The organism is Labrys miyagiensis, assembly GCF_030160835.1.
In the GTDB taxonomy this organism is placed as follows: domain Bacteria; phylum Pseudomonadota; class Alphaproteobacteria; order Rhizobiales; family Labraceae; genus Labrys; species Labrys miyagiensis.
The window spans coordinates 151,511-175,555 of the sequence record NZ_BSPC01000058.1 but is presented as its reverse complement, the minus strand read 5'-3'; the positions used below and the strand labels follow the sequence as shown (position 1 = coordinate 175,555).

The window sequence follows — 24,045 nt, the reverse complement described above, 5'->3', positions numbered from 1 at the left end:
CTTGGCGGGATGCAACCGCCGCCGGCCGGTTCCCTCGGTCAGGCGACCGGCACGATCTTCTGCTTGCCATGTTTGCGTTCCCAATCGGCCCATGCATCGTGCTCGTTGATGTCGCGGAGGGGATCGCTGTCGGAGTAGATGATGTCTGCGATCTGATCCTTGCGCATGAAGGTCACGCCCTTGTGCCGGCTGGCATATTCGAGGAAGCGGCCGAGCGAGCGCACGCGATAGGGGCGGCCCTGGATGCGGTCATGCGTCGAGATCGCCATCATGCGGCGGCGGGCAGCCGCCTCCTCGTAGAGCTGGTCGAACTCGTCCTTGAGCTGCTGCTCGAACTCGAGGCTCGAAAACTTGTAGGATTCGAATTGGATGATGTCGTTGAGGTTCAAGGTATAGGGGATGATCGCCATGTCCTTGTCACGAACTTTGATCAGGAAGGGCTCGTCCCTGCTGACGTCATCGATGAAATATTTGAAGCCCAGGTCCTGGAGAATCTTGAGCGTATTGATGGTACCGCGCATCGCCGCGCCATTGTATCCGATCGGAACCTGACCGGTTGCGCGCTTGACGCTGTCGATGTTGTCCTGGATGAATTTCTTCTCGGCGTCGTAGTCGAGATCATACTGCTGAACCCAGTCACGGCCGTGAGCGGCGGCCTCATGGCCGCGGTCGACAATCTCCTTGGCGACCTCCGGCGCGCGATCGACCGCGGAGCCGACCATGTGGGAAGTGACCTTGACGCCGAAGCGGTCCCATAGATCCAGCATGCGCTGGATACCCTCGCGATAGCCGTATTTATACCAGGACTTGGTCGGAAAATCGGGATAGGCCGGATCCATGTCGATGAAGCCGGAGAACGGCCCGCCCGGGCCGTAGGGGGCCTCCCCGCCCGCTTCCATCTGCATGGAAATGGAAATGACCAGGCGGCTGCCATCAGGCCAATAGCTCTTGCTCATCTTCGAAATCTCCGTTTTTGCGCCAGGACGTAGGTCGCGAAGTCCCCATCGGGGCCTTCGTCGCCAGTTACTTGCCGTTCCAGATCTTGGTGTAGGCGTCGCGGTAGCCGTCATCGGGGTCGTAGGCATTCTTCGGGCCGCCATCGGAGCCGATGTTCTTCGAAGTCACGAGATGCACCGGCGCGACGAAGCCCGAAGGTGGAGCGCCGGCAAAGGCGCGGTTGAGTTCGTCGACCGCCTGCCAGCCATGAAGGCTAAGCGGCTCGGCGACGGTTCCGGACTGATAGAAATTGTCGCGTATGCGCTGGAACGCCGCTTCGCTCCCGTCCCCGGCGGAAATGTTGCGGGGTTGGCCATCCTGGAGGATACCGGCTGATGACAGCGACGCGGACATGAAGTCGAAGGTCAGGTCGTTGATGCTGAGGGAGTAGGTCCATTCGGCGCCGAAACGCTGCAGCAATGACGTCGTGAGCTGAGGCATGCGGGTGCTTGCCTCGGCCAGGGGCGTGTCCTCGACATCGAGGACCTTGCAGCCGAGGCAGGCCTTGATGACCTCCGCCATCGCATCGGACTTGGCGACGGCAATCGCATAGGTGGAGTCGGTGAAGATGACGACGCCTGCCTTGCCGTTGGAATCGGCGACCGCGTAGGAGGCTGCGGCCTTCGCGACATCCAGAGGATCCGTGGCAATGTTGGTGAAGAGCTTGTATTCGTCGGACGGCCCCGGTTTGGTCGCCGAATGCCAGCCCACGACCTTTATCCCGGCGGCGGCCGCCTGGCTGATAAGCTCGGCCTGTTCCTTGGCGTCGACCGTCCCGAGCACGATGCCGTCCGGCTTCAGCGCCATTGCCTGCTGCAGGGCGGAGGAGCGGCCCGACACCGTTCCCTGTCCGTCCAGGACGCGGACGGTCCAGCCGATGGCCTTGCCTGCTTCCTCGACACCTGCGCCGACGCCCAGGGCGCCGCCGTTACGCTCGTCGGCCGAAACATAGACAATGGTCTTGTCTTTCTGAGCGGGGGCCCCGGACGTTGGCCCAGTCCATGGCGCATTGGGCTTGGTAATATTGGCGATGTAATCCCGGGTGGCCGAAATGCCCGCATCTTGAGCGAATGCGGCGATCGGCGTGAGCATGGTGGCAGCGAGACCCAGAACGAGAATGCGCTGCTTCAGGCAATTGAATTTCATAGGACTTTCCTCCTTTTTTGATTTCAATTTGTTCAGACAGGGAGTTGCCGGCGTTGGATCAGCGTCATGCTCGTCCGGTGGAGCGGCGGCGCTGCGAGTATCCAGCAATGCCGATCGCGACGAGCAGGGTCGTCCCGTTGAACAGGGGCTCGATATAAAAGGCGCCCCCGAATTGCTGGATGCCGGCTATACCGACAGCGAGGATGCCGACGCCGATGACGGTGCCCCAGACGTTGACCCGGCCCGGCTTTATGGTCGTCGAGCCGAGAAAGGCGCCAACCAGTGCGGGGAGCAGGAATTCCAGCCCAACGCTCGCCTGGCCGATCCGCAGCTTTGCTGCCAGCACGACACCGGCGAAGGCACCGAGCAGACCCGAAGTCACAAAAGCGCCGATCACGAAGCGGCGGGTGTGGATGCCGTTCAACGACGCGGCCCGCTGGTTGGCGCCGATGGCGTAGAGCATGCGCCCTATCGGCAGGTAGTCCGCGACGACCCAGAGGACCAGGCTGATTGCGAGCACGTAGAAGGCGGCAATCGGCAGTCCAAGAACATTCGTTGAATAGATGTCGGTGAAGCCGGAGGGCAACGATCCGATGACCTGCCGCCCACCCGTATGCCAGAGCGCGAGGGCATACAGGACGGTTCCGGTCCCGAGCGTTGCTATGAAGGAATCGATTTGTGCAATCTCGACCAGCACACCGTTGATCAGGCCCATGAGCGCGCCGAGGGCCAGGACCACCAGGACGGCGACCAGCCAGTTGCAGCCGAATTGTGTCTGCAGGCTGATCGCCAGCACATGCCACATCACGATGCCATAGCCGACTGTCAGGTCGATCCGGCCCGCCATCATGGGCACCATCGCGGCGAGGGCGAGCACGCAGATGATCGACTTGTCACCGAGTATCGAGCGAAAATTGAGAAGTGTCGGGAAGGTGTTGGGCAACAGGCTGCAAAACAGTGCAATCAGTGCGATGGTCAGCAGCGGCAACCCATAGACTGGCAGTACCCTTGTCAGGCGCTGCATTGCTGACAGAGGTGCCAGTTCGCGTGGTGTGGGCTCCAGGGCAGTCGATCTGATGGATTCCATTGGGTTCCTCCCTCCGGCTGGCGATGAGCGTCCGTGGCTCGTTGTGAGATTTTTGCTTGTCCGGTGCGATCAGGCGGCCGACGAAAGCGATGCGGCGTTCAATAGGCCGGCGATCGACAGCTCGGTCCCGGAGAGCTCGGCCACGACCTTGCCGGCCCTGAAGACGTAGGCTCGATGGCAGATGGCGGTGACTTCTTCGAAGTCGGTCGAGATCAGCAGCACGCCAAGGCCAGTATTCAGGGCGTCGGCCAGAAGCCGGTAGATTTCGGCCTTGGCGCCGACGTCGACGCCGGCGGTTGGGTCTTCAAGGATGAGCACCTTACCGCCGATACGCATCCAACGCGCCATCACGACTTTCTGCTGGTTGCCACCCGACAATGTCTCGATGGCGGCCGAGGGCATATTGGGCCTCAGACGCACCGTTGCGCCCATTGTCTCGGCTTCCCGGCTCTCCGAGGTGACCGATCTCAATGTGAGCAGGCCGCGCCCGCTGGCTTGCGGGTTGAGGAACATGTTTTCCCGGATCGTCATGCCTTGGGCGATAGACTCGGCGTTGCGGTCGCCGGCCACCTTGAGCACGCCTTGGGAGATAGCATCGAAAGGGTCCTTCGGCAGGTAAGGCGCGTTGCAAAGCGTGATCCGGCCGGAGAAGGCGGTGTCGACCCCGAACAGCGCCTTGCCGATCTCATCCTGGCCCGCGCCACGCAGGCCGACGAGGCCGACGACCTCGCCACGCCGCAGGGTCAGGTCGACGGGTCCCGTCATTTCGGTCTGCAGCCTCTCGAGGCTCAGGAGATCGCGAGTGTCTTGAGGAGCAGGGGGGCGGACAAAGACTTGTTCGCGAGGCCGGCCTATGATCGCCTCGACCAGCTCCTCCGCGCCCATCTCGGCCGCGCGTCTGCTGGCGGCAACCATGCCGTCGCGCAGAACCACGACGCGATCGCAGAGCGCATAGACCTCGTCGAGGCGATGGGACACGTAGATCATGCCGACGCCGCGATCCCTTAGCCGGCGCAGCACCTCGTGCAGGCGATCGACCTCTGACTGAGGCAGGCTCGCCGTCGGCTCGTCGAGCACGACAAGCTCTGCGTTGCTGCTCAGCGCCCGCGCGATGGCAACGAGCGACTTGTCTGTCCGGCTCAGGGACTCGATCCGGTCGTCCGGATCGATATCTCCGCCGATTTCCAAAAGCGCGTTGTGCGCCTTGGCTCGGCCCATGGCCCAATCAATCAAGCCGTTGCGTCGGGGATAGCCTGTTCCGAGCATCATGTTCTCTGCGACCGTCATCCATGGGATGAGGCCAAGATCCTGATGGATGAAAGCGATCCGGCCCGCCTTCGCCGCGGCCAAGACAGGAGCATTCTTGAAGCGCAGGGAGCCGGCATCGGCAGGGAAGACACCAGCCATGATCTTGATGAGAGTGGACTTGCCGGCGCCATTCTCGCCAAGCAAGGCGACGATTTCGCCCGCTGAAACCGTGAAGGAAACGTCACGCAGAGCGACCGTACCGCCAAATCGCTTGCCAACGCCCGATACTTCGAGAATGGGCGTCGTGGCCAGCGATGTCTTAGGGCGATACTGGCCAACAGCATTGTTCTCGATACCAGACATGGTCCTCCTGCCGAGGCTTACTTGTCAGCACTTTGGCTGCCGACCTCTTGTGCAAGGGACATTGTCACGCTATTGAAAGGCCGTCATTCGGAAATAGGCCACGTATTTCTTAAAATCGGACAAAATAGCGCAAGCGCTGATGGAGGCCAAAAATGACCCGGACCAAGACACCGATCGATTGTCCGCTCAGCGGTGACGCCGGCACCCTCGTGCGCTTTACCCTCGGTCGGTATGACGAACGCTTCGCCGTCAGCCAGTCTCGCCCGACCCATGCGGTTGAACTGCATATGCCATCATTCGATGCCAGCTCCGAGCGGGAGGCGGGCGGCATGCTGGTCTGCATCCATCATGGCGAAGTGATGCTGTTCGGCCATGCGGGACGATGGACGCTTCCGAGCGGACACATGGTGTATATCCCGCCGGAACGATCCTACCGGCTGGCCGCGACCGGGCCAGTGGATATCACCTTGGTGAAGTTCACGTGTGGTGAAGCCGCCTGGCACCATGTCGGCTGCTGGGCCGTTGCGATGCCCGCGCTTGCGGTCGAAATGATATCGTTTGCGCGCCGATGGGGGCCGGACCGCGATCCAGCCGATGCTCTCGCCAATGATTACTTCCGAACGATGGGGCAGCTTTTCGCCGTCTGGTTCGACACCAAACGCAAGATGTGGACGCCCTTTGGCAACGCGCCCGACATGGAACGCGCGATCGCCTTTGCACGCGACCACATCGAGACGGCATCCATAGCCGATACGGCCGCTGCGGTCGGCATGTCGGAACGCACCCTGCGGCGCCGATTTAGAGATGAGCTTGGCATCAACTGGCGCGAGTTCATCATCGAGGTTCGGATGAGCAAGGCGCTGAAATTGCTCAGTCAAAAGAATTCCAGCGTGACGCAGACCGCCTACGCTGTCGGGTTCAACAGTATTGGCGCATTTACCGTCGCGTTCACGAGCTATGCCGGCATGACCCCCAGCACCTTCGCGCGCAGACACACTCAGTCCAATGCCTCGGCATCATGGCCTCAGAGCGCCGAACAGCGCGCCAATGTCGATGAGGAGGCCCTCTCGTACTCGGCCCGGTCGCATTGAGAAGCGCTTGGTTGCGCGAACGAAACCTGGAGGCTTGGTGACGTCGGCGTCCCCCCGCGGTCGGCCCGGCGGCAGGAGCGCCGCCGCGGTGAAAATCCGGAAGTCTGAAAGTCTATTCGTCGTGATCTTGCTCTTGATGCGGGGAAGAATCAGCGGTGGCTTCCGTTTCGCGAAACACCAGTTCCAGAAGGATTCCCGTGGGCGTCTGGATGAAGAGGCGCCGCTCGCCGAGTTCCGGTAGCTCCATCCGCGAATAGGAGAGGCCGAGGCCGTCCAGCTTGCGGCGCATTCCATCATGGTCGGCAAGACGAAAGCCCACGTGGTCGATGGTCTCGCCAGCTCGATCGACTGGCCCGCCATGACCTGGAATCAAGTGCACAACAGGCCCGTCATCGGCATAGAGCCAATAGCCGGGAAAGGAGAAGGCCGGCCGATAGCCTGGCTTCAAATCCAGTACGACTTCCAGGAAGGCACGTGTGCCTTCAAGATCGTGGGTTCGCAGTGTGACGTGATCAAGCATGATGCCCTCGCGCAGTGATGTCGCGCAACATATCTCTTCTCGATTTTGGATATTATCCTGCGATAATTGGATATACTATCCACCAACGGGAAAGTATCGAGAGGTGGCCATGCTCGACGATATCAGCGAACTGCGCACATTCGTCCGTATCGTCGGGGCGGGGAGCCTGTCCGCTGCCGGCCGGGAGATGAGCCTTGCACTCAGTGTCGTCAGCAAGCGGCTAGCAATGCTTGAACGCCGGACAGGGATGCGCCTTCTTGCCCGCAGCACCCGTCACCTCGCGCTGACGGAAGAAGGGCAGACTCTCTACGACAGAGCCCAGCGCATCCTAGCCGAGGTCGACGAAGCGGAGGCGGCGCTGACGAATGGGAGCGTCGAGCCGCAAGGCGTGTTGCGTGTGAGTGCACCGGTGGCGCTTGGCCGCGCCCATGTCAGCCCGGTCTGCCGGGATCTGGTTGGCGCGCATCCGAAGGTCTCCATCGACCTCACACTGACCGATCGGCTGGTGGAGCTGATCGACGAGGGAATGGATGTTGTCGTTCGGATCGGCGCGCCAAAGGACTCCGGCCTGGTCATGCGGAAGCTGGTCGACAACCATCGCATTGTCGTGGCGGCGCCGGACTATCTCATGCGTCGAGGCGCCCCCACGGCGCCGGCAGACCTGGAGGGTCATGAGTGTCTGCAGTACCGCGGCGTTGGAATCCAATGGAGCCTGGTGGGGCCTGGCGGGGAGGCGGCCCAGATAAAGGCCACGTCCCGTCTGCGGTGCGACAATGGCGAGGTCGCGCATGATTGGGCGCTCGCCGGCTGCGGCCTCATCTTCAAATCCTGGGTGGATGTGGAGCCGGATCTGCGCGCACGCCGCCTTGTACACGTGCTGCCCGAGTGGCGCAGTGATCCTGCGCCCGTTTGCGCACTCTTTCCTTCGAACCGCCAGCTTCCGACTCGCGTGCGGCTCTTCGTCGATGCCATGGTGGATCGGCTCAGCAGGTTTGCTGGCGGCCGCCTCGAGGTTGGTTCTTGACCGGTACGGTGCCTCTTCCGCCGACATTTGCCTGCGGTGGTGCCAGTCCCATCTTTCCCGTCGCCATGGCTGCAAGTCGGACAACGAGCCTTCTGGGCAGCAGCCGAGGCAGCCAGGTGGCGAACCGCACGCTCGGCCGTCCAGGATAGGCCACGGCCTTTCCCTGGTCGAAGGCGCGAAGGATCCCACGAACCACCATTTCGGGCGTGTCGAAAGACCGGTCGGACATCGTCGTCGGTGTGCCTTCGAAAAAGCTGGTCGCTGTCGGTCCAGGACAGGCCGTCATGACCCGAACACCTCTCGGAGCCAGTTCATGGTGTAGCGCTTCGCCGAAATGCAGGACGAACGCTTTCGACGCAGCGTAGGTCGCCATATAAGGCAGAGGTTGGAAGGCCGAGTTGGAGGCAATGTTGATGATGCCACCACGCCCGCGAACCGACATGGCCTGGCCGAAGCGATGGCTGAGACCAACCAGCGCCTGTACGTTGACTTGAATGCTGGCCTGTTCCTTGGAGTGGTCATGGTCGAGGAAATGGCCTGACAGACCCAGCCCCGCATTGTTGATCAGAAGATCGACCGGCATGCCCTGCTCGGTCAATTCCGCAAATATGTCATCGATGGCCCTGGGATCGGCGAGATCCGCCGCGATCACGTGACTCCTGACGCCATAGCGGGCGGTCAGCCGAGCCGCGAGTGTATCCAACGCGTCTTTGGAGCGAGCGATCAGGACCAGATCAGCGCCGCGCGCGGCGAGCTCTTCCGCAAACACCAGCCCCAGTCCCTTGGAGGCGCCCGTGATGAGGACTGTCGAACCTTTATAGGTGAACATCTCAATCTCCCTGAGCCGTCAGGCGGCTTGCTGCATGGGTGAGTAATCGGTGTAGCCGTGATCCTGGCCGCCAAAGAGCGTGGCGGGGTCAAAATCGGCGATCGGAAGCCCCTGCGCGAGGCGCGCGGGCAGGTCGGGGTTGGCGACAAACGGACGTCCGAAAGCGACAAGATCCGCATAACCGTGTTGAAGGACCCAGTTAGCTCGCTCGACATCGTAATTGCCGGCCACGATGATCGTGCCCCTGAAGCGTGCGCGGACTTGCCTGCGAAACTCCTCTGTGAACTGCGGCGCGTCATCCCAGTCGGCCTCGACCAGATGCACGTAGGCGACCTGCTGGGCCTCGAGAAATTCGACGGCCTCCAGGATGGTGGGCAGGATATCCGGGCAAGCCATGCCGCGGGCGGTGAGAAAGGGCGCCAGGCGGATGGCCGTTCGATTGGCACCGACCTCCGCCGCCACTTCGCAAACCAGCTCCTTGAGAAAACGCAAACGGTTTTCCCGCGAACCGCCATATTCGTCTGTCCGAACGTTCGACGTCGTGCGCAGAAATTGATCGACGAGATAGCCGTTGGCGCCGTGGATCTCGACGCCGTCGAAGCCCGCGTCGATCGCGTTCCGCGCAGCGCGTCTGAAGTCCGAGACAATGTCGCGGATCTCGTCCCTGTCCAAAGCTCGCGGCGTTGGACAGTCGACCATTTCTCCCTTTCCCGTCGCCGGGTCCACCTTCCAGATCTTGCCTTCAAATGCCACGGCCGAGGGCGCGACGGGCAGGTCGCCATTGTGAAAATCGGCATGCGACATCCGGCCGACATGCCACAGCTGTGCAAATATGCGGCCGCCCTCGGCATGAACGGCCTCGGTCACCAAGCGCCATCCCGCGATCTGTTCGGGGCTGTAGATCCCCGGCGTGAACGAGTAGCCCTTGCCTTGCGGTGAAACCTGGGTGGCTTCTGTCACGATGAGGGCGGCGGAGGCGCGCTGCGAATAGTAGCGGGCGTTCATGGCGTTGGGCACATCGCCCGGCTGGGTGCTTCGTGCCCGGGTCATCGGCGCCATCACGACACGATGTGTCGCCTGGCGGCCGCCGACATGAACCGAAGTGAAAAGAGGGGACGACATTGCAGGGCTCCTTCTGTTGCCCTTGATTTAAGCCTCCTCGATTCCATAGCCAATCCACCGTATTGGACATATATCCTCCACGTTTTGGAAAGAGTAACGGGGGCTCGGGGATATTGGGGAACGGAGACTCCCTAAGATTGCGGCGGCCAGCGGCGCGCGACCTCGGGTAAATCGCCATCATGAATTGACCCCCCGCATCCGCGACAACATCAAAGGCATAGCGTGTCGATCGGCATCCGAACCACATGCTGAATCACGGCACAGGACTTCAACACGTCAGAAATGCGAGCGCTTCGATAGGTCTATGCAGGTGTAATCAAAGAGATTTTGCTATTTCTGGCTTAACAAAACTTTATTTATCATATTCATAACCTTGGCATTGCGTTATATTCCCTAAGATTATGTCTTTCCTTCTCTCCTCACTAGAGCTGGTGCATCCCCTGAACAAGAAAAAATCTGACGGGCCGCCGAATTATATAATCGGTATGTCCCGTAGCAAATATACGTTTACCTCATAACTTTGACTTTTACCGGCTACGTTATGAAATTCAGCGCAAATATTGAGGTGTGACAATTTTAGAATCTTTGGTTTTCTCGGGCCAATGGTAAGTTAGCTTGCGCTTCGCATGCAGAGATTAACTGTGCCTGGGCTAGTCGGGGCGACGCGAGATCTAATAGCTAGCTTGGATGCACCGATTATTTTGATAGTCTCGCCCATCTAATTGCAGATCGGGCGCAACATCAGAGTGTGCCAGATTCGCATGTGCAGCGAATACTTCTACTCGACAAGAGTTCAACAAGAGATTTAAGGTGATATCGCACAACGTTAGAAAGTGTCCTTAAAGTATATGAATACCACCTCACCCTATGAACTAGCTTCGCACACTACATTTGCTCGTGTTTTCCGGTCTGGAAAACTGACGCTGGGTTTCATCATGCCATTGGAAGCCTACCCTGATGGGCCTTTGCCAACTCTGGCGGATCACGTTGAACGTGTGCAACAAGTTGAGGAGGCAGGCTTTGCAGCCCTTTGGTTGCGGGACATTCCCCTACTTGATCCTCACTTTGGAGATGCTGGCCAGGCCCTTGATCCTTTCGTGTATATGGGATTCCTTTCCGCAATTACGTCACGAATTGCGATTGGAACGGCGGGCGTTGTACTTCCGCTTCGTGACCCTCTCATATTAGCCAAGCAGGCAACAAGTGCCGACTATCTGTCTGGCGGCCGTCTTTTGCTTGGGCTTTCTTCAGGCGACAGAGCTTCGGAATATCCCGCCTTTGGCGTTGAATTTGAGACACGTGCCGAGCGCTTTCGCGATGCGTTTGACGTCCTCGGCGTTGCGACACGGCAGGCCTTCCCCTCTCACCAATCGAAATATTATGGGCTTCTGAGCGGTGCTCTCGACCTTATTCCGAAACCGACCTCTGGCCATATACCGTTCATAGCCATTGGTCGCTCGGGTCAAGAGCTCGAGTGGCTCGCGGCCAACACGGATGCCTTGATCTCATACGGAGGAGACGCTCGGCGTTTGTCAGAACTTGCGGCTCGATGGCGTGAGTTTTATCCCGACCAGATATCAAAGCCGTTCGGCTATGGCACGATGTTCGACTTACTTGACGATCCGCACGCTCCTCTTCAACAGGGTCCCGTTCTCCGTATAGGCCGACATGCACTCATCGATGTCCTGCAGCGCAACCAGGCCGAAGGCATCGCACATGTAATGCTCAATATGAAACCGTGTCGTCGGCCGGCCGTCGCCGTAATCGATGAGCTCGCAGAGTTCGTCCTGCCGTTCTTTCCTACACCTTAAAGCGTTTTACTTTCAGGTCGAATCACCAAGAATCGCAAAATGCTTTTGATGCCTGTGAGTTAATTTCGAAATTCGCTCCTACCTGAACGCATTTTGCTCTAGCTAGCCGAACTGTTGGCCGCCGTCGACCAGTGGGATCTTCTTGACGGGCGCTATGTGGCACGAGGCGCACCTTGGTGGAGGGAGAAGGGATCGAACACTTCGCCGCGTTCGTGACACGGTAATTGATGGGCCATGGCATGCCCGACTGCTCGCTGTCGTGAGGCTTGGCCGGCGCTAGGGCTGCTTTCCGATCTTCGAAGCCGTAGGCTACTCGACCTTCTCCCTCCTAGGACAATCTCCTCGATCATTCTTGCCAAACCTGGAATGGGGGAGACCCCACGACGATTAGGAAGGTTGATGGGAGTGGATCGGCACTTCGAGCACCATCGATCATCGAATGCGGCTGTCGTCTCCCAAAGGGGGGCCGAACCCATTTGCTATGCCGGTGTAAGGGGATGTGCAGCCTTCTACTCTAGACGTTCGCTCCCTGCTGAACCGAACCTACAGGATAGGGCTTATGGTGGCGCAGGCATTTTGCACGATCCGGCGTGCGCCTGACCAGGCGCGCACACTCGCTTCGTCAATCGGCACCGACTCGGCGATGTAGGCCATTTGTCTCTGCCTCACCTGCCCCGTGATCACAGGGTCACGCAGGAGTACGTCGTTCTCGAAATTGAGGTCGAAGCTTCGCACGTCCATGTTGGATGAACCGAGGAACGTCACTTGCCCGTCAATGGTCAGCGTCTTGGCGTGCAGCAGCCCGCCCTCGAACTCGTAGATTTTCGCGCCGGCCGCGAGTAGTCGTTTGTAGTGGCTTCGGCTGGCCAGGGCCACGAAGCGAGAATCGTTGCGTCGCGGGAGCACCAGGGTCACGGCGATGCCGCTCGCCGCGGCTCCGCACAGCGCGCTGGCGACTGTCTCGTCCGGCACAAAATACGGCGTTGAGATGATGAGTTCCTGCCGAGCCTGGGAGATCAGCTTGCTGAAGAGCTGAGCAGTCGTACCGTGCTCGACCGTGGGGCCTGTGCCCACCACCTGAGCATAAAAACCTCCTTCCAGATCTCCCTCGAACTCGGGGAAGTCGGTCAAAGCTCCATGGCGTTCGGTAAACCAGCCTTGGGCGAACAGGGCCTGCATCTGCCCCACCACCGGGCCTTCGAGGCGCAGCATGATGTCGACCCAGGGTGCGAAGCGGGCCTTTGGAAGAAAGGCGGCGTCGGCACAATTCTGACTGCCGCAATAACAGGTCTGGGCGTCGACAATCGTGATCTTTCGGTGGTTGCGCAGGTCCAGGCGATTGGCGGTCAACAGCGTGAGTGGCGTTGGCAGAGGCAGGGCCGCCACCAATTCAACGCCAGCATCACGCATGGCCTGCCAATGTTCCGAGCGGATGAAGGCGCGCGAACCGAGCGCGTCCGCCATGATCCGGCAGCGCACACCTCGCCGGGCAGCACGTATGACCGCCTGCGCCGTGCTTACGCCCGTGTGGTCGCTAAGCCAGATGTAGTAGAGGATGTAGACGTGATCGCGGGCGCCTTCGATATCGGATATCAGACGCTGCCTTGCCTCTTCGCCTCCTGACAACAACTCCGCTCTATTGCCCGGGAGTGCAGGGAAGCCATTGATCGACGTGGCGTAGGCAAAAGCAGTGCCCGGCTCCTGCACACCAGGGAAATCCTCGGGTTGCCCGATCATCTTCTCCAAGTGATGAACACGTTCGAGGAAACGCTTCGAGAGCCTGACCTCGCCAAAGAAAAAGTAGACGAGCAACCCCGTTATCGGCAGCAGCAGCAGGAGAAGGACCCAGGCAACGCGCGTGGTCGGTGAGATGTCGTCGCGCAGCATGATGCGCAGGACGACGAGGCAAGTCGCCATAAGGTGCAGCACCAGCAGTAAGAACGCTATCATTCGTAGCTCGCGAGAATATCAACCGACTCAAGCCTTCCATGTATGAATAACCGATGGCGATAAGCGCCGCATTCATTGTTCTATGGTGTCCCAATTAGAGTGGGAGCGCCCGAGGTGGTTCAGCGCGTGAGCATGTTTCTTCGTCGCGCGATCTGCAGACCTGGCTTGAGCGACGCCAGCAGGAAGACGAAGCGCTTGGCGGGATCTCCAGCCTATGTGGCAGCAATGGTGAATTTGCGTCTGCCCTCGCAACGTGCGCCTCAGGCGTGCCGGTATATTGAAGGCCTCTGCTGATCAGGGCTTCTCAGGCGTCGAAGGCCCCCAGGCCGTCCGCTATCAGATTGGTAGCGACCACGAGCGAGATGATCGCAAGGGCGTTGAAGGCCACGACCCACCAGAAGCCACCGGTCAGGAAGCCGTAGCCATCGGCGATCGCCAGCCCCCAATCGGGCGAGGGGGGCTGGATGCCGAGGCCGAGAAAGCTCAGGGTCGCCACGGTGAAGAAGGCATAGCCCAGCCTCACAATGCCTTCGATCAGGATCGGCTGGCGCACGTTGGGCAGGATCTCGGATAGCATGATCGAGAGGGCCCCCGCGCCGCTGAGCCGGGCGGCACTGACATAGTCACGTTCGCGCTCCGCGCGCACGGCGGTCCGCACCGTGCGGGCCACCAGAGGCGCATAGACGAGTCCGATGACGGCAATGACGGCAAGGTTCGAGGAACCGACGGCCACGAGCGTCATCAAGGCAAGGACGATCAGGGGCAGGGACATCAGGGCGTCGAGAAGGCGGCCGACAATCGCATCCGTGATGCCGCCGACATAGCCCAGAACCAGGCCGAGGATGGAGCCGACGCCGACGCCGAGCACGGTAGCGAGAGGGGCGATGGTGAGGATGTCGCGGGCACCGACGATGACGCGGGCAAAGACGTCGCGGCCGAGCTGGTCGGTGCCGAACCAATGTGTCGTATCAGGCGGCGTCAGGCTTGACAGTATATCGTCGGCGTAGGGGTCGATCGGCACGAGCGAGGGGCCGAAGACGGCGCACAGGACCCAGAAGGCCAGGATGGCCGTTCCCAAGAGCAGGCCCGGGCGCAACTCCCACTGCTCCGATACTGGGCGATCTTGCGATACCCCTCCGGTTTCCAGCGACGCGGCGCTCATAGCGCCCCCGACCGGCGCAGGCGAGGATCGAGCACGGCCTGGAGCAGGTCGCCAACCGCTGCTCCGATAGCATAGACCGCAGCCATCACCATGACGCCGGCTTCGAGCATGGGGAAATCATGTGCCTTCGCGGCGCTCAACACGAGATTGCCGAGGCCCTGGATATGGAAGAGGGACTCGATCACCACCAGGCCGCCCAGCAGGTAGCCGATCTGCGTGGCGATGACGGTGATAGTCGGCATCAGCGCATTGCGCAGCACGTGCCGGAGCAGCACCGTGCGGGTCCGCAGCCCTTTGAGGATAGCGGTGCGCGTGTAGTCGGCGCCGAGCGCCTCGACCATGCCGGCGCGCGCCATGCGGGCGATATAGCCGGTATAGATCAGCACGAGGGGCAGGGCCGGCAGGATGAGATAATAGATTCCCGCCCACAGGCCCGAGCCGTCCGGCGCCACGCCGGTGATTGGAAACCAGCCGAGCCAAAGAGCGAGGATCATCAGCAGAACCAGCGCGGTGACGAAATCCGGCACGATCGCCGCCGAGACGCTGGTCAGGATGATCAGGCGATCGGTGAGGGAGCCAGCGCGCAGTCCTGACCAGACACCCGCGCCGATACCGATCGGGACCACGAGCAGGAGCGCCACGCCAGCCAGCGCAGCCGAGTTCCGGAGGGCCTCGATCACGAAGGGAGCCACCGGAGCCCGCAGGGCGAGGGAAGTGCCGAAATCGCCCTGCAGAGCCTGGCTCAGCCAATCCCAGTATTGCACGAACACCGGCCGGTCCGTGCCATATTGGTGATTGATCGCCGCCACGGCCTGCGCATCCGCCAGGGGACCGAGCAAAGTCCGCCCGACATCACCGGGCAGGACCTGCGCGCCGATGAAGATGGCCGCGCTGACCAGCCAGAGCGTCAGAACCAGGAGCGCGAGACGGACAAGGATGAAGCGGCCGAACCTCAAGTGGAGTGCCTTCCCGTCCGCTTCACGACACGAAGGACGCGCGATCGAGCAACAGGTGGGAAATCGCGGTGAAGCGCACGCCCTGGACCTTGGCACTGGTGATGCGGCTATATTGCGAGAAGTAGGCAATCACCACGGGTGTCTCATCGAGCAGCAGGGTCTGGATCTTGTTGGCTGCAAGCCTTTGCGCCTTCAGGTCGCGGGCTGCGCCGTAATCTGCCAGCAGCGCGTCATAGGCCGGGTTGTTGAAATGGGCGGCGTTCCAGGTCCCCGTACTCTTGAGCGTGGCATTGAGAAAGATGTCAGGCGTACCGCGGTGGCCATAGTCGGTGATGCCGAAGGTGGAATCGAGCCAGTCGGACTTGCCGAAGACAGCCTGGCCATAATAGGCGTCCTGGGGTTCGATATTCAGCGTGACCTCTATGCCGATCTGCTTGGCGAAATTCTGGACGAGAACGGCATAATCGGGGATTTCATAGGCGCGCTCGGTGGTCAGGGTCACCGGGAAGCCGTTTGGTACCCCCGCCTCCGCGAGCAGCCGCTTGGCCTCGGCGATATCCTGCTTGCGCTGGGGGATGCCGGTATCGGTGGAAGGAAAGACAGGCGCGAAGGGAGTGTCATTGCCGACGATGGCACGCCCGCGGAACAGACCCTTGACCAGGGCCTCGCGGTCGATGGCCAGCGCCAGGGCGCGGCGCACGCGCTTGTCCTTGAAGGGGTTCTGGTCGATGCGGAAATGCAGCTCGTCGTGCGAACTCGCCTGCACGCTCAGGATCTTGAAATTGGCACTGTTGCCGATCGAAAGGGCCGTGCGCGGCGTGTAGGGGATGACATCGACCTGCCCCGCCTGCAGAGCGACGAGCTGGGCCTGCGGATCGTTGTAGAATGAGATCTCGACGCGATCGGGCAGGGCCTTCTCACCCCAATAGTCGGGATTGCGCACGAAGCTCGCGCCCTGCTTGGGGCGGAAGCTCTCCAATTTGAAGGGACCGGTGCCCGGGAAGGTCTTCTCGAAATTGCCGGCATAGTCGGCGGGAAGGATCACGGCATTGACCACGTCCGAAGAGACGTAGAACGGGAAATTGCCATTGGGGACGTCGAGCGTGAAGGAGACGGTGTGATCATCGAGAGCCTTTATCGCGCCCTTGGAGAACAGCCCCTTGTAGGCCGACAAGGCCGAAGAGCCGCTTGAGGGGTCGATCAGCCGGTCGAAGGTCGAGACGACGTCCTTGGCCGTCAGGACATGTCCGTCATGGAACTTGACGCCCTCGCGCAATTTGAAGGTCCACACCCTCGCGGCCTCATCCGCCTCCCAGGACAAGGCCAGGGCCGGCTGCAGCCCCTTCTCGGAATCGTCAAACAGCAGATATTCGCCGACCTGGCTGATAACGCCGATGCTGGCCGGATCGGTAACGGCGACCGGGTCGATCGCAGCCGTGGGCTGGTCGAGGGCGACACGCACGGTGCCGCCTGCCGCCCCGGTGGCCGCGTGCGCCGAGCCCGGCAGCCCGAAGTTCTGCGAGGCGGCGAGGCCCGTCAGGCCGATGAGACCGGCGTAACGGATGAGCTGGCGCCGGTTGAGATGACCCTGCAGATATTCATCGACGGCGACGTTCCAGATATCGCCGGAGAGGCCGCGCAACTGGTTGAGATCGGTTTTCTTTGACATGGCTTGTTCCAATCGGAGGAAAAATCAGGCGACGCGTTCGCCGTCGAGCCGAATTTCGTCGACGGCGTCGGGATAGAAGGCAATCAGGCCCTTGATCTTGGGAATTTCGGGAATGGGGTTGCCATATTCCCAGGCGACATCCTTGCGGATCGTGCCGTCCTTGAGCCGGGCCGACCAATAGGAGGCGAGGCCCTTGTAGGGACATCGTGTCTGGCTGTCGGACGGCACGAGACGGTCGAGCCGGACATCCTCGTGCGGAATGTAGAAGCGCGTCGGCAGATGGGTCTCGAAGACCAGCACCGGCTTGCGGCTGTCGGCGATCAACTCGCCGTCGAGCCAGACCTGGACATGGCTGGTGCTGTGCAGTGTGTCGACCCGCGCATAGGGATCGCGGGCATGCACGAAGACTTCCTCGTCCTCCTCATACCAGTGATCCGCGGCGTTCCACACGAAGGCGATATAGCCGGCGAGCGGCGCAAGTGTCGGATCGATAGGGGCTGGAAACGACCACGCGGCATTCTCGGCACGCCGGTTGCCGACCTTCAGTGTCCAATACTGTGCCTTTCCGCCCAACTCATGCTGGCTGCGGTGCTCGGAAGGCACCAAATGCTGTTCGGTGACCGCGGCGCGCGGGAAGTAATAGACTGGCAGGAACTGGTTGCTGCGCAGCACGAGAACGTTGCGGCTGTCCGCGATCGTCTCGCCGTTGAAGGTCACGCGAATGCGCTTGGGACTGTGCAATAGGTTGACGAGCCGCGGCGTGTGGGATTCGCGTGGCTGCAGTTTGGGGCGGGGAGTGATTGCGACGTTCATGACGGATCCGGGTCTCGTGGTTCAGGAAGCGGCGCGATGGGTGTCGCGGGCGGTAGCGAAGCGATTGGCCGGACGTGGCAGGCCAAGCCGATCGCGCAACGTCCCCGGCTCATATTCCTGGCGGAACAGGCCACGGCGCTGCAGCTCCGGCACGACCTGTTCGGCGAAGTTGACCCAGTCCTCCGGCAAGAGCGGGAACATCAGGTTGTAGCCATCGACGGCGCCCGTCACGAACCAGGCCTCGAGCTGATCGGCGATCTGCGACGGCGTTCCCGTGACCGGATGGACGGAGCCGGTATTGGCGAGCTTGCGGGCGATCTCGCGGATGGAAAGGTTCTGCTCGGTCCAGTCCTTGACGCGGTTGAGGGAGGTACGGCCGCCATTGAAGGTGCTCTCGTCGGGAAGTGCAGGCAGCGGACCGTCCGGCGGATAGGCCGAAAGGTCCAGGCCCGCCCAGCTCGAGAGCAGGTCGATGGCGACCCGGTCCGGCAGCAGCGTGTCAAGGAAGGCCTGCTTTTCCGTGGCCTCGTCGGCCGAGGAAGCGACGATCGGCAGGATGCCAGGCAGGATCTTGAAGCTCTCCGGTTCGCGGCCGAACTTCTTCAGCCTTGCATTGATGTCCGCCCGGTAGCGCAGTCCATCCTCATTGCTGCGGATGATGGCGAAGTGCACGTCGGCATAGCGGGTGGCGAGGTTCTTGCCGGCCTCCGAAGAGCCAGCCTGGACGATCAGCGGGTGTCCCTGGGGAGGCCTGGGCACATTGAGCGGCCCGCGCACCCGGAAATGCTGGCCCGTGTGGTCGACGCGGTGCACCCGATCCGGATCGGCGAAATAGCCGGTCTCCTTATCGATGAGGACGGCATCGTCTTCCCAGGAATCCCACAGGGCCGTCGCAATATCGAGGAATTCGCCGGCACGGGCATAGCGGAAACCGTGCTCGATATTGCCGTCGCGCCCGAAATTGAGCGCCTCCTCGTCCATGGCTGAGGTCACAACATTCCAGGCCGCACGGCCGTTGCTGACATGGTCGAGCGAAGCGAACAGGCGCGCAAGATTGTAGGGCTCGTAATAGGAACTCGAAGCTGTGGCGATCAGACCGATATGCTTGGTGACCGCGGACAGCGCCGTGAGCAGGGTCAGGGGTTCGAGCCGTGCATTGGCGTAATGGGCGACGCCGCTCTCTACCGAATCCCAGATCGCCACATGGTCGGCGACGAAGATCGCATCCAGCTTGGCCCGCTCGGCGGATTCAGCCAGGCGGCGATAATAATCAAGGCCGAAAATCTCCGCGAACGGCGCGCGAGGATGGCGCCAGGACATCCGGTGATCGCCCTGCGGGTTGAAGAAGAACGCGCTCAAGATCATGTGTCGGCGGGCCATGGAAATTCCTCGATGCCGGGATGACGGCGTGGCAGGGGGCTGCGCCTTCAATCCGATTTGCTTGCGCTATAGATTTATCCATATAATCTACAAATCAAGTAGAAAATTATGAACACACCATGGCGGTCATGACGGTGGGATTTGAAGATGCCGGGACAGCGACCGGCCCGGTGCTCGACATTGGCGATCTGTCGATCTGGTATCGGCAGGGCCGGGCCTGGCGCCCGGCCGTGCAGTCGCTTTCCCTCACCATCCGCAGAGGGGAGGCGTTCGGCCTGGTGGGCGAATCGGGATCCGGCAAGAGCTCGGTCGCCATGGCGGTCTTGCGCTATCTGCCGACACACGCCCGCTCAGCGGCTGAGCGCCTCGTCTTCGAGGGGCGGGAGATCTCCACCTTGCCACCGGTCGAGCTGCGTCGTCTGCGTGGCAACCGGATCTCCGCCGTCTACCAGCACCCAGGTTCGGCCCTGAACCCGAGCCTGACGATCGGCAGGCAGATCGCCGAGACGCTTGTGGAGCATCGCGGCGCAAGCTGGTCCGAGGCGCGCCAGCGGGCCGAGCAGCTCCTCGCGCGCGTACGCGTGCGAGACCCTCGGGCCGTGCTCGACCTCTATCCGCACCAATTGTCAGGAGGCATGCAGCAGCGGGCCACCATTGCGATGGCTATTGCCCTGGAGCCGTCGCTGCTGGTGCTGGACGAGCCCACGACCGCCCTCGACGCCAGTGTCCAGGCCGAGATCATCGCCATACTCGATGATCTGCGCCGTGAGCATCGGACGAGCCTGCTGCTGATCAGCCACGACATCGGCCTCATCCGTCGCGCCACCGACAGGGTCGGCGTCATGCAGGGCGGCGTCCTGGTCGAACAGGGCGATACGCCCGCCGTGCTGAACCGGCCGCAGCACCCCTATACCCGTGGCCTCATCGATAGCATTCCGCCATGGGACTTCACCAAAAGACATGGCCGGCTGCGCGGCATGGCCTTGGATGGCGGGCTCGAAAGAGCTGCCCCCTTCTCCAAGCAGGGAGCGGCGCCAGTTTCCGCTTCTTCCGGAGATGGCCTGGACACGGCGGCCCTGCAGTGCCGCGGCGTTTCGCAGAGCTTCGGAGGTCATAGGGTGCTCCAGGGTGTCGATCTCGATATCGCCCCCGGAGAGACCTATGGCCTGATCGGGGAGTCGGGGTCGGGCAAGTCCACGCTCGCCCGTATCGTGACCGGCTTGCAAAGGCCGACATCCGGCACGGTCTCACTGTTCGGGAATGTCCTCGCGCCGCGGGTCGAACGTCGTACGCTGCAGGACAAGCGTAGCGTCCAGATGGTGTTCCAGTCTCCCGACATGACCCTCAACCCTCGTCAGAGATTGCGACGCATCCTTGCCCAGCCCCTGCGGCGGTTGGCGGGGTTGCGCGGCAAGGAAGTTGCCACCCGCCTCGGCGCGTTGCTCGAAGCGGTCCGCCTGCCGGGCGATTTCGCCGCGAAGCGGCCCGCCAACCTGTCCGGCGGACAGCGCCAGCGGGTCGCCATTGCCCGTGCTTTCGCCGGCGCACCACGCTTGGTCGTCCTGGATGAGCCCACATCGGCGCTGGACGTATCGGTGCAGGCCACCATCCTCAATCTCCTCAACGATCTGCAGCGAAGCAACGGCACCAGCTTCCTGTTCATCAGCCACGACCTGAAAGTCGTGCGCTACATGGCGGATCGGATCGGTGTGCTCTATCGCGGCCACCTCGTTGAATCCGGCCCCTCAGACCGCATCTTCCACGGTCCAAACCATCCCTATACCAGGCTGCTGATCGCGGCTTCAGCCGAAAGCGGGCGAGATGCGGCGTCATCACAAGACGAGGACCTGGCGGAGACGGCATCGGGTCAACCGGGGTGCGCCTTCGCTCCACGCTGCCCGCTAGCCGAGCCGCGCTGTTCGCACGAAAAACCACCGCAGCGGTTCGATGGATCCAGCCATCAAATCGTGTGCTGGCAGGAGGTCGACAAGCTCGCGGACCAGTCGATAACGAGGCGGGCGCCGCGAGCCCTCACTGAGGTCACGGGGCAGCTCGAAATATACCCATAGGACTTCGATCCTGGCTGCCTCCGGCGGTGGATGATTGCAGCGCACGGCTGCGTGATTGCTGGCACGAAGCCCCTGGGGTCCGAATTAAGCTGTGGCGCCCCAGAAGGTTGAGTTTGCGGAAATGCTGTCGCGCCTGGTGGGATGCGAGGCCGAGTGAGCCTCCAACTCTGAAGCATCTGCGCATATTCCGGAATAAACCTCTCTTGACAAAACCGTCGCAATTGGGCGGGGTCCATATACATCCAGACATGACAATGCCAGGCGAAGGCTGAGCGGCAAACGAATATACAAACACAACGCGTGAGCAATGATCGCAGGCGAGAAACGGTGACGTGTATAGCGGATCTCGGGTTCGGGCATGCGAGCGCATCAAACCTATTATCCTCTGCACCGAAGGCAATGTGATAACGTCGGGCCAAGATCGTAAAGCTTTGTAGCGGGCCGAAGGACCACATTCTGCATTACTCCCTACCAGCTCGAAGCTCTAACAACAGGTCATCGGATCGTGGCTATGCAGAGCGGCAAGGCACAGCAGATCGACACGCCGCTGAACCGTTCTGTGGCAGGTTTCTTCGGCAGCCCGCCAGTTACTTTTCTCAACGCTGCGCCGACCGTCGATGACACGGGCCTCGAAGGCAACGGATTTCGACCAAAGGCCGATGGCATTCCGGCGATAGCTCTCAAGTCGTGCGGCGGATCCGAAGAGGTGGGCCTTCGCCTGGAGCAACTGCGCATCGCTTCGCCGAGTGAAAACGATCAGGCAGGGGCCTTGTGCGGCCGCATCAACCTGATCGAATCTTTGGGGTCACAGACCATGGTTCGAGTCCAGGTCGGCGAGAAACCGGTCATCGCTCAATTTGAGTGGCGACCGGTGCTTGGGGTCGGTGACGAGGTCCCCTGCATCGGATGGACAGAAACTTCCATGCCTTCGATCGAGGGAGCGGTCGGTCCCTGCTTGCGCATTCCTGATTCAGCGAAAGGTGGTTTGGGCGATGAAGAAGCTTATCAATAATCCTCGTGATGTAGTTCGCGAGATGCTGGAAGGCGCCGTTGCATTGGCACCGGGTCGAGCGCTGCTTGATACCGAAACGGTGATCATTCGCTATCCCTTGCCGGTAGACAGGCCAGTGGCGGTCCTTTCCGGAGGGGGTAGCGGCCACGAACCGGCACATGCCGGTTACGTTGGCGAGGGAATGCTGACGGCGGCGGTTGCGGGTGACGTGTTTACTTCGCCAAGTGCGGATGCAGTGCTGGCGGGGATCAAAGCTGTCGCCGGTCCGGCTGGCGCCGTGCTGATCGTCAAAAACTACACTGGAGACCGGCTCAATTTCGGCCTTGCCGCTGAGATGGCTCGGACCGAAGGCATTCCGGTCGAGGTCGTCGTCGTTGCCGATGACGTGGCTCTTCGCAACACAGTAGAGAGGGATCGCAGACGCGGTATTGCCGGTACGGTCCTCGTGCATAAGATCGTCGGTGCAGCGGCTTTGTCGGGCAAATCGATCGAAGAGGTTGCGGAACTGGCGCGGGCGGCGGCTCGGGAAATAGGCTCCATGGGCGTTGCTCTGGGGCCTTGTACGCTTCCGGCTGTCGGCCGTCCGGGATTTCTGCTTGCCGAAGACGAGATCGAACTCGGCTTGGGGATTCATGGCGAAGCAGGTGTCAAACGCAGCAAGCTGTTGCCGGCCGATCAACTCGTTGAGACAATGCTGGCGACAATCGCCGAAGATCTTGGCCTTACCATGGGCGATTGCGTCGTGCTGCTGGTCAACGGGCTGGGCGCGACACCACCAATGGAGCTCGATATCATCACGCGCGCCGCCCTTACGGGCCTGCGACAGCGGGGCCTTGATGTGGCTCGTGCCTGGTCTGGCACCTTCCTGTCCGCTCTCGACATGCCAGGCTGCTCTCTCTCCATTTTTCGTGTGAACGAAACGCAATTGGCCCTGCTCGATGCGCCAACCGATGCTCCGGCCTGGCCGGGGAAGGGGGCAGTCAATTTTGAAGTGCCTGTAAAGGCAACTCTGAATGTTCGGCCGGCCCCGCAACCAGGCTCTGCGTCGCTTTCGCCAGAGGGAGAACGGGTCCGTAGCGCTGCAATGGCAGCCGCGGGAGCTTTGATTGCCGCAGAGGCAACCTTGACCGATCTTGATACGAAGGCTGGGGACGGTGACCTGGGCAGTAGCATGGCCCGTGGCGCAGCTGCCATTCAGGCGCTTCCTTCTGCGGCGTGGCAATCACCCTCTATCGCCCTGTCTTCGATGGGCGATGCCTTGCGCCGTTCGATCGCGGGTAGTTCAGGTCCTTTCTATGCGACGGCACTGCTCCGCGCGTCCCGGCACATCGCTGACAATCAGCCCCCCACGTCCGCCGTTTGGGCCGAGGCGTTCCAACTCGCGGTGGAGGCCATATCGGATCTCGGAGGTGCGAGGCCAGGCGATCGAACGATGCTTGATGCACTCAAGCCGGCGGCAAATGCTTTCTCCGAGAGCATTTCGAGAGGGCACTCGATTGAGGCATCGTGGAATGCCTCCATTTTTGCGGCGCAGGAGGGTGCGCGCGCAACGGCGGCCATGAAGCCAAGACTTGGGCGTGCCAGCTATTTGGGTGATCGTGCCGTTGGTGTACCCGATGGCGGTGCGATAGCCGCCTCGATTTGGATCGAAGCTCTCGGAACGAGCATCGCAAGGCGCTGAAGTAAAGCAAGTTCTTTCTGGCCGGTTTCGTACGCGGCAAGCGTGATTCACAAGCCAAGAGTGCCGCTCTCCAACTGAACGCCTGCTCGGCACCATGGAGATGCTGAGGTGATTAG

The 24,045-nt window shown here is 61.4% G+C and carries 19 protein-coding genes; 6 read left to right on the top strand and 13 right to left on the bottom strand.

Annotation, left to right across the window (positions count from 1 at the left end):
* Positions 1–38 precede the first annotated feature (38 nt).
* The 4 genes from QQL24_RS26015 to QQL24_RS26000 form a co-directional block, all read right to left on the bottom strand.
* Positions 39–956, bottom strand: a complete 918-nt coding sequence (locus QQL24_RS26015) for a polysaccharide deacetylase family protein (protein WP_284315207.1) — start codon at positions 954–956, stop codon at positions 39–41.
* A 67-nt stretch (positions 957–1,023) separates the two neighbouring features.
* The gene (locus QQL24_RS26010) at positions 1,024–2,127 is read right to left on the bottom strand and encodes a substrate-binding domain-containing protein (RefSeq protein ID WP_431310762.1); all 1,104 of its coding nucleotides are present in this window, start codon (positions 2,125–2,127) and stop codon (positions 1,024–1,026) included.
* Positions 2,128–2,206: 79 nt separating this feature from the next.
* Positions 2,207–3,229, bottom strand: coding sequence for an ABC transporter permease (locus QQL24_RS26005; RefSeq protein WP_284315205.1), 1,023 nt, complete (start codon positions 3,227–3,229; stop codon positions 2,207–2,209).
* 69 nt (positions 3,230–3,298) lie between these two features.
* Positions 3,299–4,840 carry a sugar ABC transporter ATP-binding protein gene (locus QQL24_RS26000; RefSeq protein ID WP_284315204.1) on the bottom strand — a complete coding sequence of 514 codons (1,542 nt, stop codon included), beginning with the start codon at positions 4,838–4,840 and terminating at the stop codon, positions 3,299–3,301.
* A 152-nt stretch (positions 4,841–4,992) separates the two neighbouring features.
* On the opposite strand from QQL24_RS26000, the gene QQL24_RS25995 reads away from it, so the two are divergent.
* Positions 4,993–5,931 carry a helix-turn-helix domain-containing protein gene (locus QQL24_RS25995; protein ID WP_284315203.1) on the top strand — a complete coding sequence of 313 codons (939 nt, stop codon included), beginning with the start codon at positions 4,993–4,995 and terminating at the stop codon, positions 5,929–5,931.
* Positions 5,932–6,043: 112 nt separating this feature from the next.
* Here the strand turns inward: QQL24_RS25995 and QQL24_RS25990 are convergent, their stop codons facing one another.
* Positions 6,044–6,451, bottom strand: coding sequence for a VOC family protein (locus QQL24_RS25990; RefSeq protein ID WP_284315202.1), 408 nt, complete (start codon positions 6,449–6,451; stop codon positions 6,044–6,046).
* A 109-nt stretch (positions 6,452–6,560) separates the two neighbouring features.
* Here QQL24_RS25990 and QQL24_RS25985 point away from each other — a divergent pair, with 109 nt between their 5' ends.
* Complete coding sequence (locus QQL24_RS25985) at positions 6,561–7,475, top strand: LysR family transcriptional regulator (protein WP_284315201.1); 915 nt, start codon at positions 6,561–6,563, stop codon at positions 7,473–7,475.
* On the opposite strand, the gene QQL24_RS25980 is transcribed toward QQL24_RS25985, so the two are convergent.
* Positions 7,435–8,304 (bottom strand): SDR family NAD(P)-dependent oxidoreductase, encoded by an 870-nt coding sequence (locus QQL24_RS25980; protein WP_284315200.1) that lies wholly within the window; start codon positions 8,302–8,304, stop codon positions 7,435–7,437. The two genes, QQL24_RS25985 and QQL24_RS25980, sit on opposite strands and share 41 nt — an antisense overlap.
* An 18-nt stretch (positions 8,305–8,322) precedes the next feature.
* Positions 8,323–9,426 (bottom strand): alkene reductase, encoded by a 1,104-nt coding sequence (locus tag QQL24_RS25975; protein WP_284315199.1) that lies wholly within the window; start codon positions 9,424–9,426, stop codon positions 8,323–8,325.
* Between the two features lie 848 nt (positions 9,427–10,274).
* Between QQL24_RS25975 and QQL24_RS25970 the strand changes: the two genes are divergently transcribed.
* Positions 10,275–11,237 carry a TIGR03571 family LLM class oxidoreductase gene (locus tag QQL24_RS25970; protein ID WP_284315198.1) on the top strand — a complete coding sequence of 321 codons (963 nt, stop codon included), beginning with the start codon at positions 10,275–10,277 and terminating at the stop codon, positions 11,235–11,237.
* Between the two features lie 543 nt (positions 11,238–11,780).
* On the opposite strand, the gene cls is transcribed toward QQL24_RS25970, so the two are convergent.
* The 6 genes from cls to QQL24_RS25940 form a co-directional block, all read right to left on the bottom strand.
* Positions 11,781–13,187, bottom strand: a complete 1,407-nt coding sequence (cls, locus tag QQL24_RS25965; protein WP_284315197.1) for a cardiolipin synthase — start codon at positions 13,185–13,187, stop codon at positions 11,781–11,783.
* Positions 13,188–13,491: 304 nt separating this feature from the next.
* Positions 13,492–14,349, bottom strand: coding sequence for an ABC transporter permease (locus QQL24_RS25960; protein ID WP_284315196.1), 858 nt, complete (start codon positions 14,347–14,349; stop codon positions 13,492–13,494).
* Entirely contained in the window at positions 14,346–15,305 is a 960-nt protein-coding gene (locus QQL24_RS25955) for an ABC transporter permease (protein WP_284315195.1), read from the bottom strand. The genes QQL24_RS25960 and QQL24_RS25955 overlap by 4 nt, the downstream gene beginning before the upstream one ends.
* Positions 15,306–15,327: 22 nt before the next feature.
* Positions 15,328–16,974 (bottom strand): ABC transporter substrate-binding protein, encoded by a 1,647-nt coding sequence (locus tag QQL24_RS25950; RefSeq protein ID WP_284315194.1) that lies wholly within the window; start codon positions 16,972–16,974, stop codon positions 15,328–15,330.
* Between the two features lie 24 nt (positions 16,975–16,998).
* A complete protein-coding gene (locus tag QQL24_RS25945) occupies positions 16,999–17,787 on the bottom strand; it encodes a DUF427 domain-containing protein (RefSeq protein WP_284315193.1) in 789 nt (262 codons plus the stop codon).
* Positions 17,788–17,808: 21 nt separating this feature from the next.
* Positions 17,809–19,167 (bottom strand): LLM class flavin-dependent oxidoreductase, encoded by a 1,359-nt coding sequence (locus QQL24_RS25940; protein WP_284315192.1) that lies wholly within the window; start codon positions 19,165–19,167, stop codon positions 17,809–17,811.
* Positions 19,168–19,286: 119 nt separating this feature from the next.
* Here QQL24_RS25940 and QQL24_RS25935 point away from each other — a divergent pair, with 119 nt between their 5' ends.
* The 3 genes from QQL24_RS25935 (at position 19,287) to QQL24_RS25925 (ending at position 23,929) form a co-directional block, all read left to right on the top strand.
* Positions 19,287–21,236 (top strand): dipeptide ABC transporter ATP-binding protein, encoded by a 1,950-nt coding sequence (locus QQL24_RS25935; RefSeq protein ID WP_284315191.1) that lies wholly within the window; start codon positions 19,287–19,289, stop codon positions 21,234–21,236.
* 511 nt (positions 21,237–21,747) lie between these two features.
* Positions 21,748–22,248 carry a TOBE domain-containing protein gene (locus tag QQL24_RS25930; protein WP_284315190.1) on the top strand — a complete coding sequence of 167 codons (501 nt, stop codon included), beginning with the start codon at positions 21,748–21,750 and terminating at the stop codon, positions 22,246–22,248.
* Positions 22,229–23,929, top strand: a complete 1,701-nt coding sequence (locus QQL24_RS25925) for a dihydroxyacetone kinase family protein (RefSeq protein ID WP_284315189.1) — start codon at positions 22,229–22,231, stop codon at positions 23,927–23,929. Before QQL24_RS25930 ends, QQL24_RS25925 begins: the two co-directional genes overlap by 20 nt.
* The last annotated feature ends 116 nt before the right edge of the window (positions 23,930–24,045 follow it).

Coding starts and splice junctions, on each gene's coding strand:
- QQL24_RS26015 (WP_284315207.1), bottom strand. CDS start 956: ATGAGCAAGAGCTATTGGCCTGATGGCAGCCGCCTGGTCATTTCCATT.
- QQL24_RS26005 (WP_284315205.1), bottom strand. CDS start 3,229: ATGGAATCCATCAGATCGACTGCCCTGGAGCCCACACCACGCGAACTG.
- QQL24_RS26000 (WP_284315204.1), bottom strand. CDS start 4,840: ATGTCTGGTATCGAGAACAATGCTGTTGGCCAGTATCGCCCTAAGACA.
- QQL24_RS25995 (WP_284315203.1), top strand. CDS start 4,993: ATGACCCGGACCAAGACACCGATCGATTGTCCGCTCAGCGGTGACGCC.
- QQL24_RS25990 (WP_284315202.1), bottom strand. CDS start 6,451: ATGCTTGATCACGTCACACTGCGAACCCACGATCTTGAAGGCACACGT.
- QQL24_RS25985 (WP_284315201.1), top strand. CDS start 6,561: ATGCTCGACGATATCAGCGAACTGCGCACATTCGTCCGTATCGTCGGG.
- QQL24_RS25980 (WP_284315200.1), bottom strand. CDS start 8,304: ATGTTCACCTATAAAGGTTCGACAGTCCTCATCACGGGCGCCTCCAAG.
- QQL24_RS25975 (WP_284315199.1), bottom strand. CDS start 9,426: ATGTCGTCCCCTCTTTTCACTTCGGTTCATGTCGGCGGCCGCCAGGCG.
- QQL24_RS25970 (WP_284315198.1), top strand. CDS start 10,275: ATGAATACCACCTCACCCTATGAACTAGCTTCGCACACTACATTTGCT.
- cls (WP_284315197.1), bottom strand. CDS start 13,187: ATGATAGCGTTCTTACTGCTGGTGCTGCACCTTATGGCGACTTGCCTC.
- QQL24_RS25960 (WP_284315196.1), bottom strand. CDS start 14,349: ATGAGCGCCGCGTCGCTGGAAACCGGAGGGGTATCGCAAGATCGCCCA.
- QQL24_RS25950 (WP_284315194.1), bottom strand. CDS start 16,974: ATGTCAAAGAAAACCGATCTCAACCAGTTGCGCGGCCTCTCCGGCGAT.
- QQL24_RS25945 (WP_284315193.1), bottom strand. CDS start 17,787: ATGAACGTCGCAATCACTCCCCGCCCCAAACTGCAGCCACGCGAATCC.
- QQL24_RS25940 (WP_284315192.1), bottom strand. CDS start 19,167: ATGGCCCGCCGACACATGATCTTGAGCGCGTTCTTCTTCAACCCGCAG.
- QQL24_RS25935 (WP_284315191.1), top strand. CDS start 19,287: ATGGCGGTCATGACGGTGGGATTTGAAGATGCCGGGACAGCGACCGGC.
- QQL24_RS25930 (WP_284315190.1), top strand. CDS start 21,748: ATGCAGAGCGGCAAGGCACAGCAGATCGACACGCCGCTGAACCGTTCT.
- QQL24_RS25925 (WP_284315189.1), top strand. CDS start 22,229: ATGAAGAAGCTTATCAATAATCCTCGTGATGTAGTTCGCGAGATGCTG.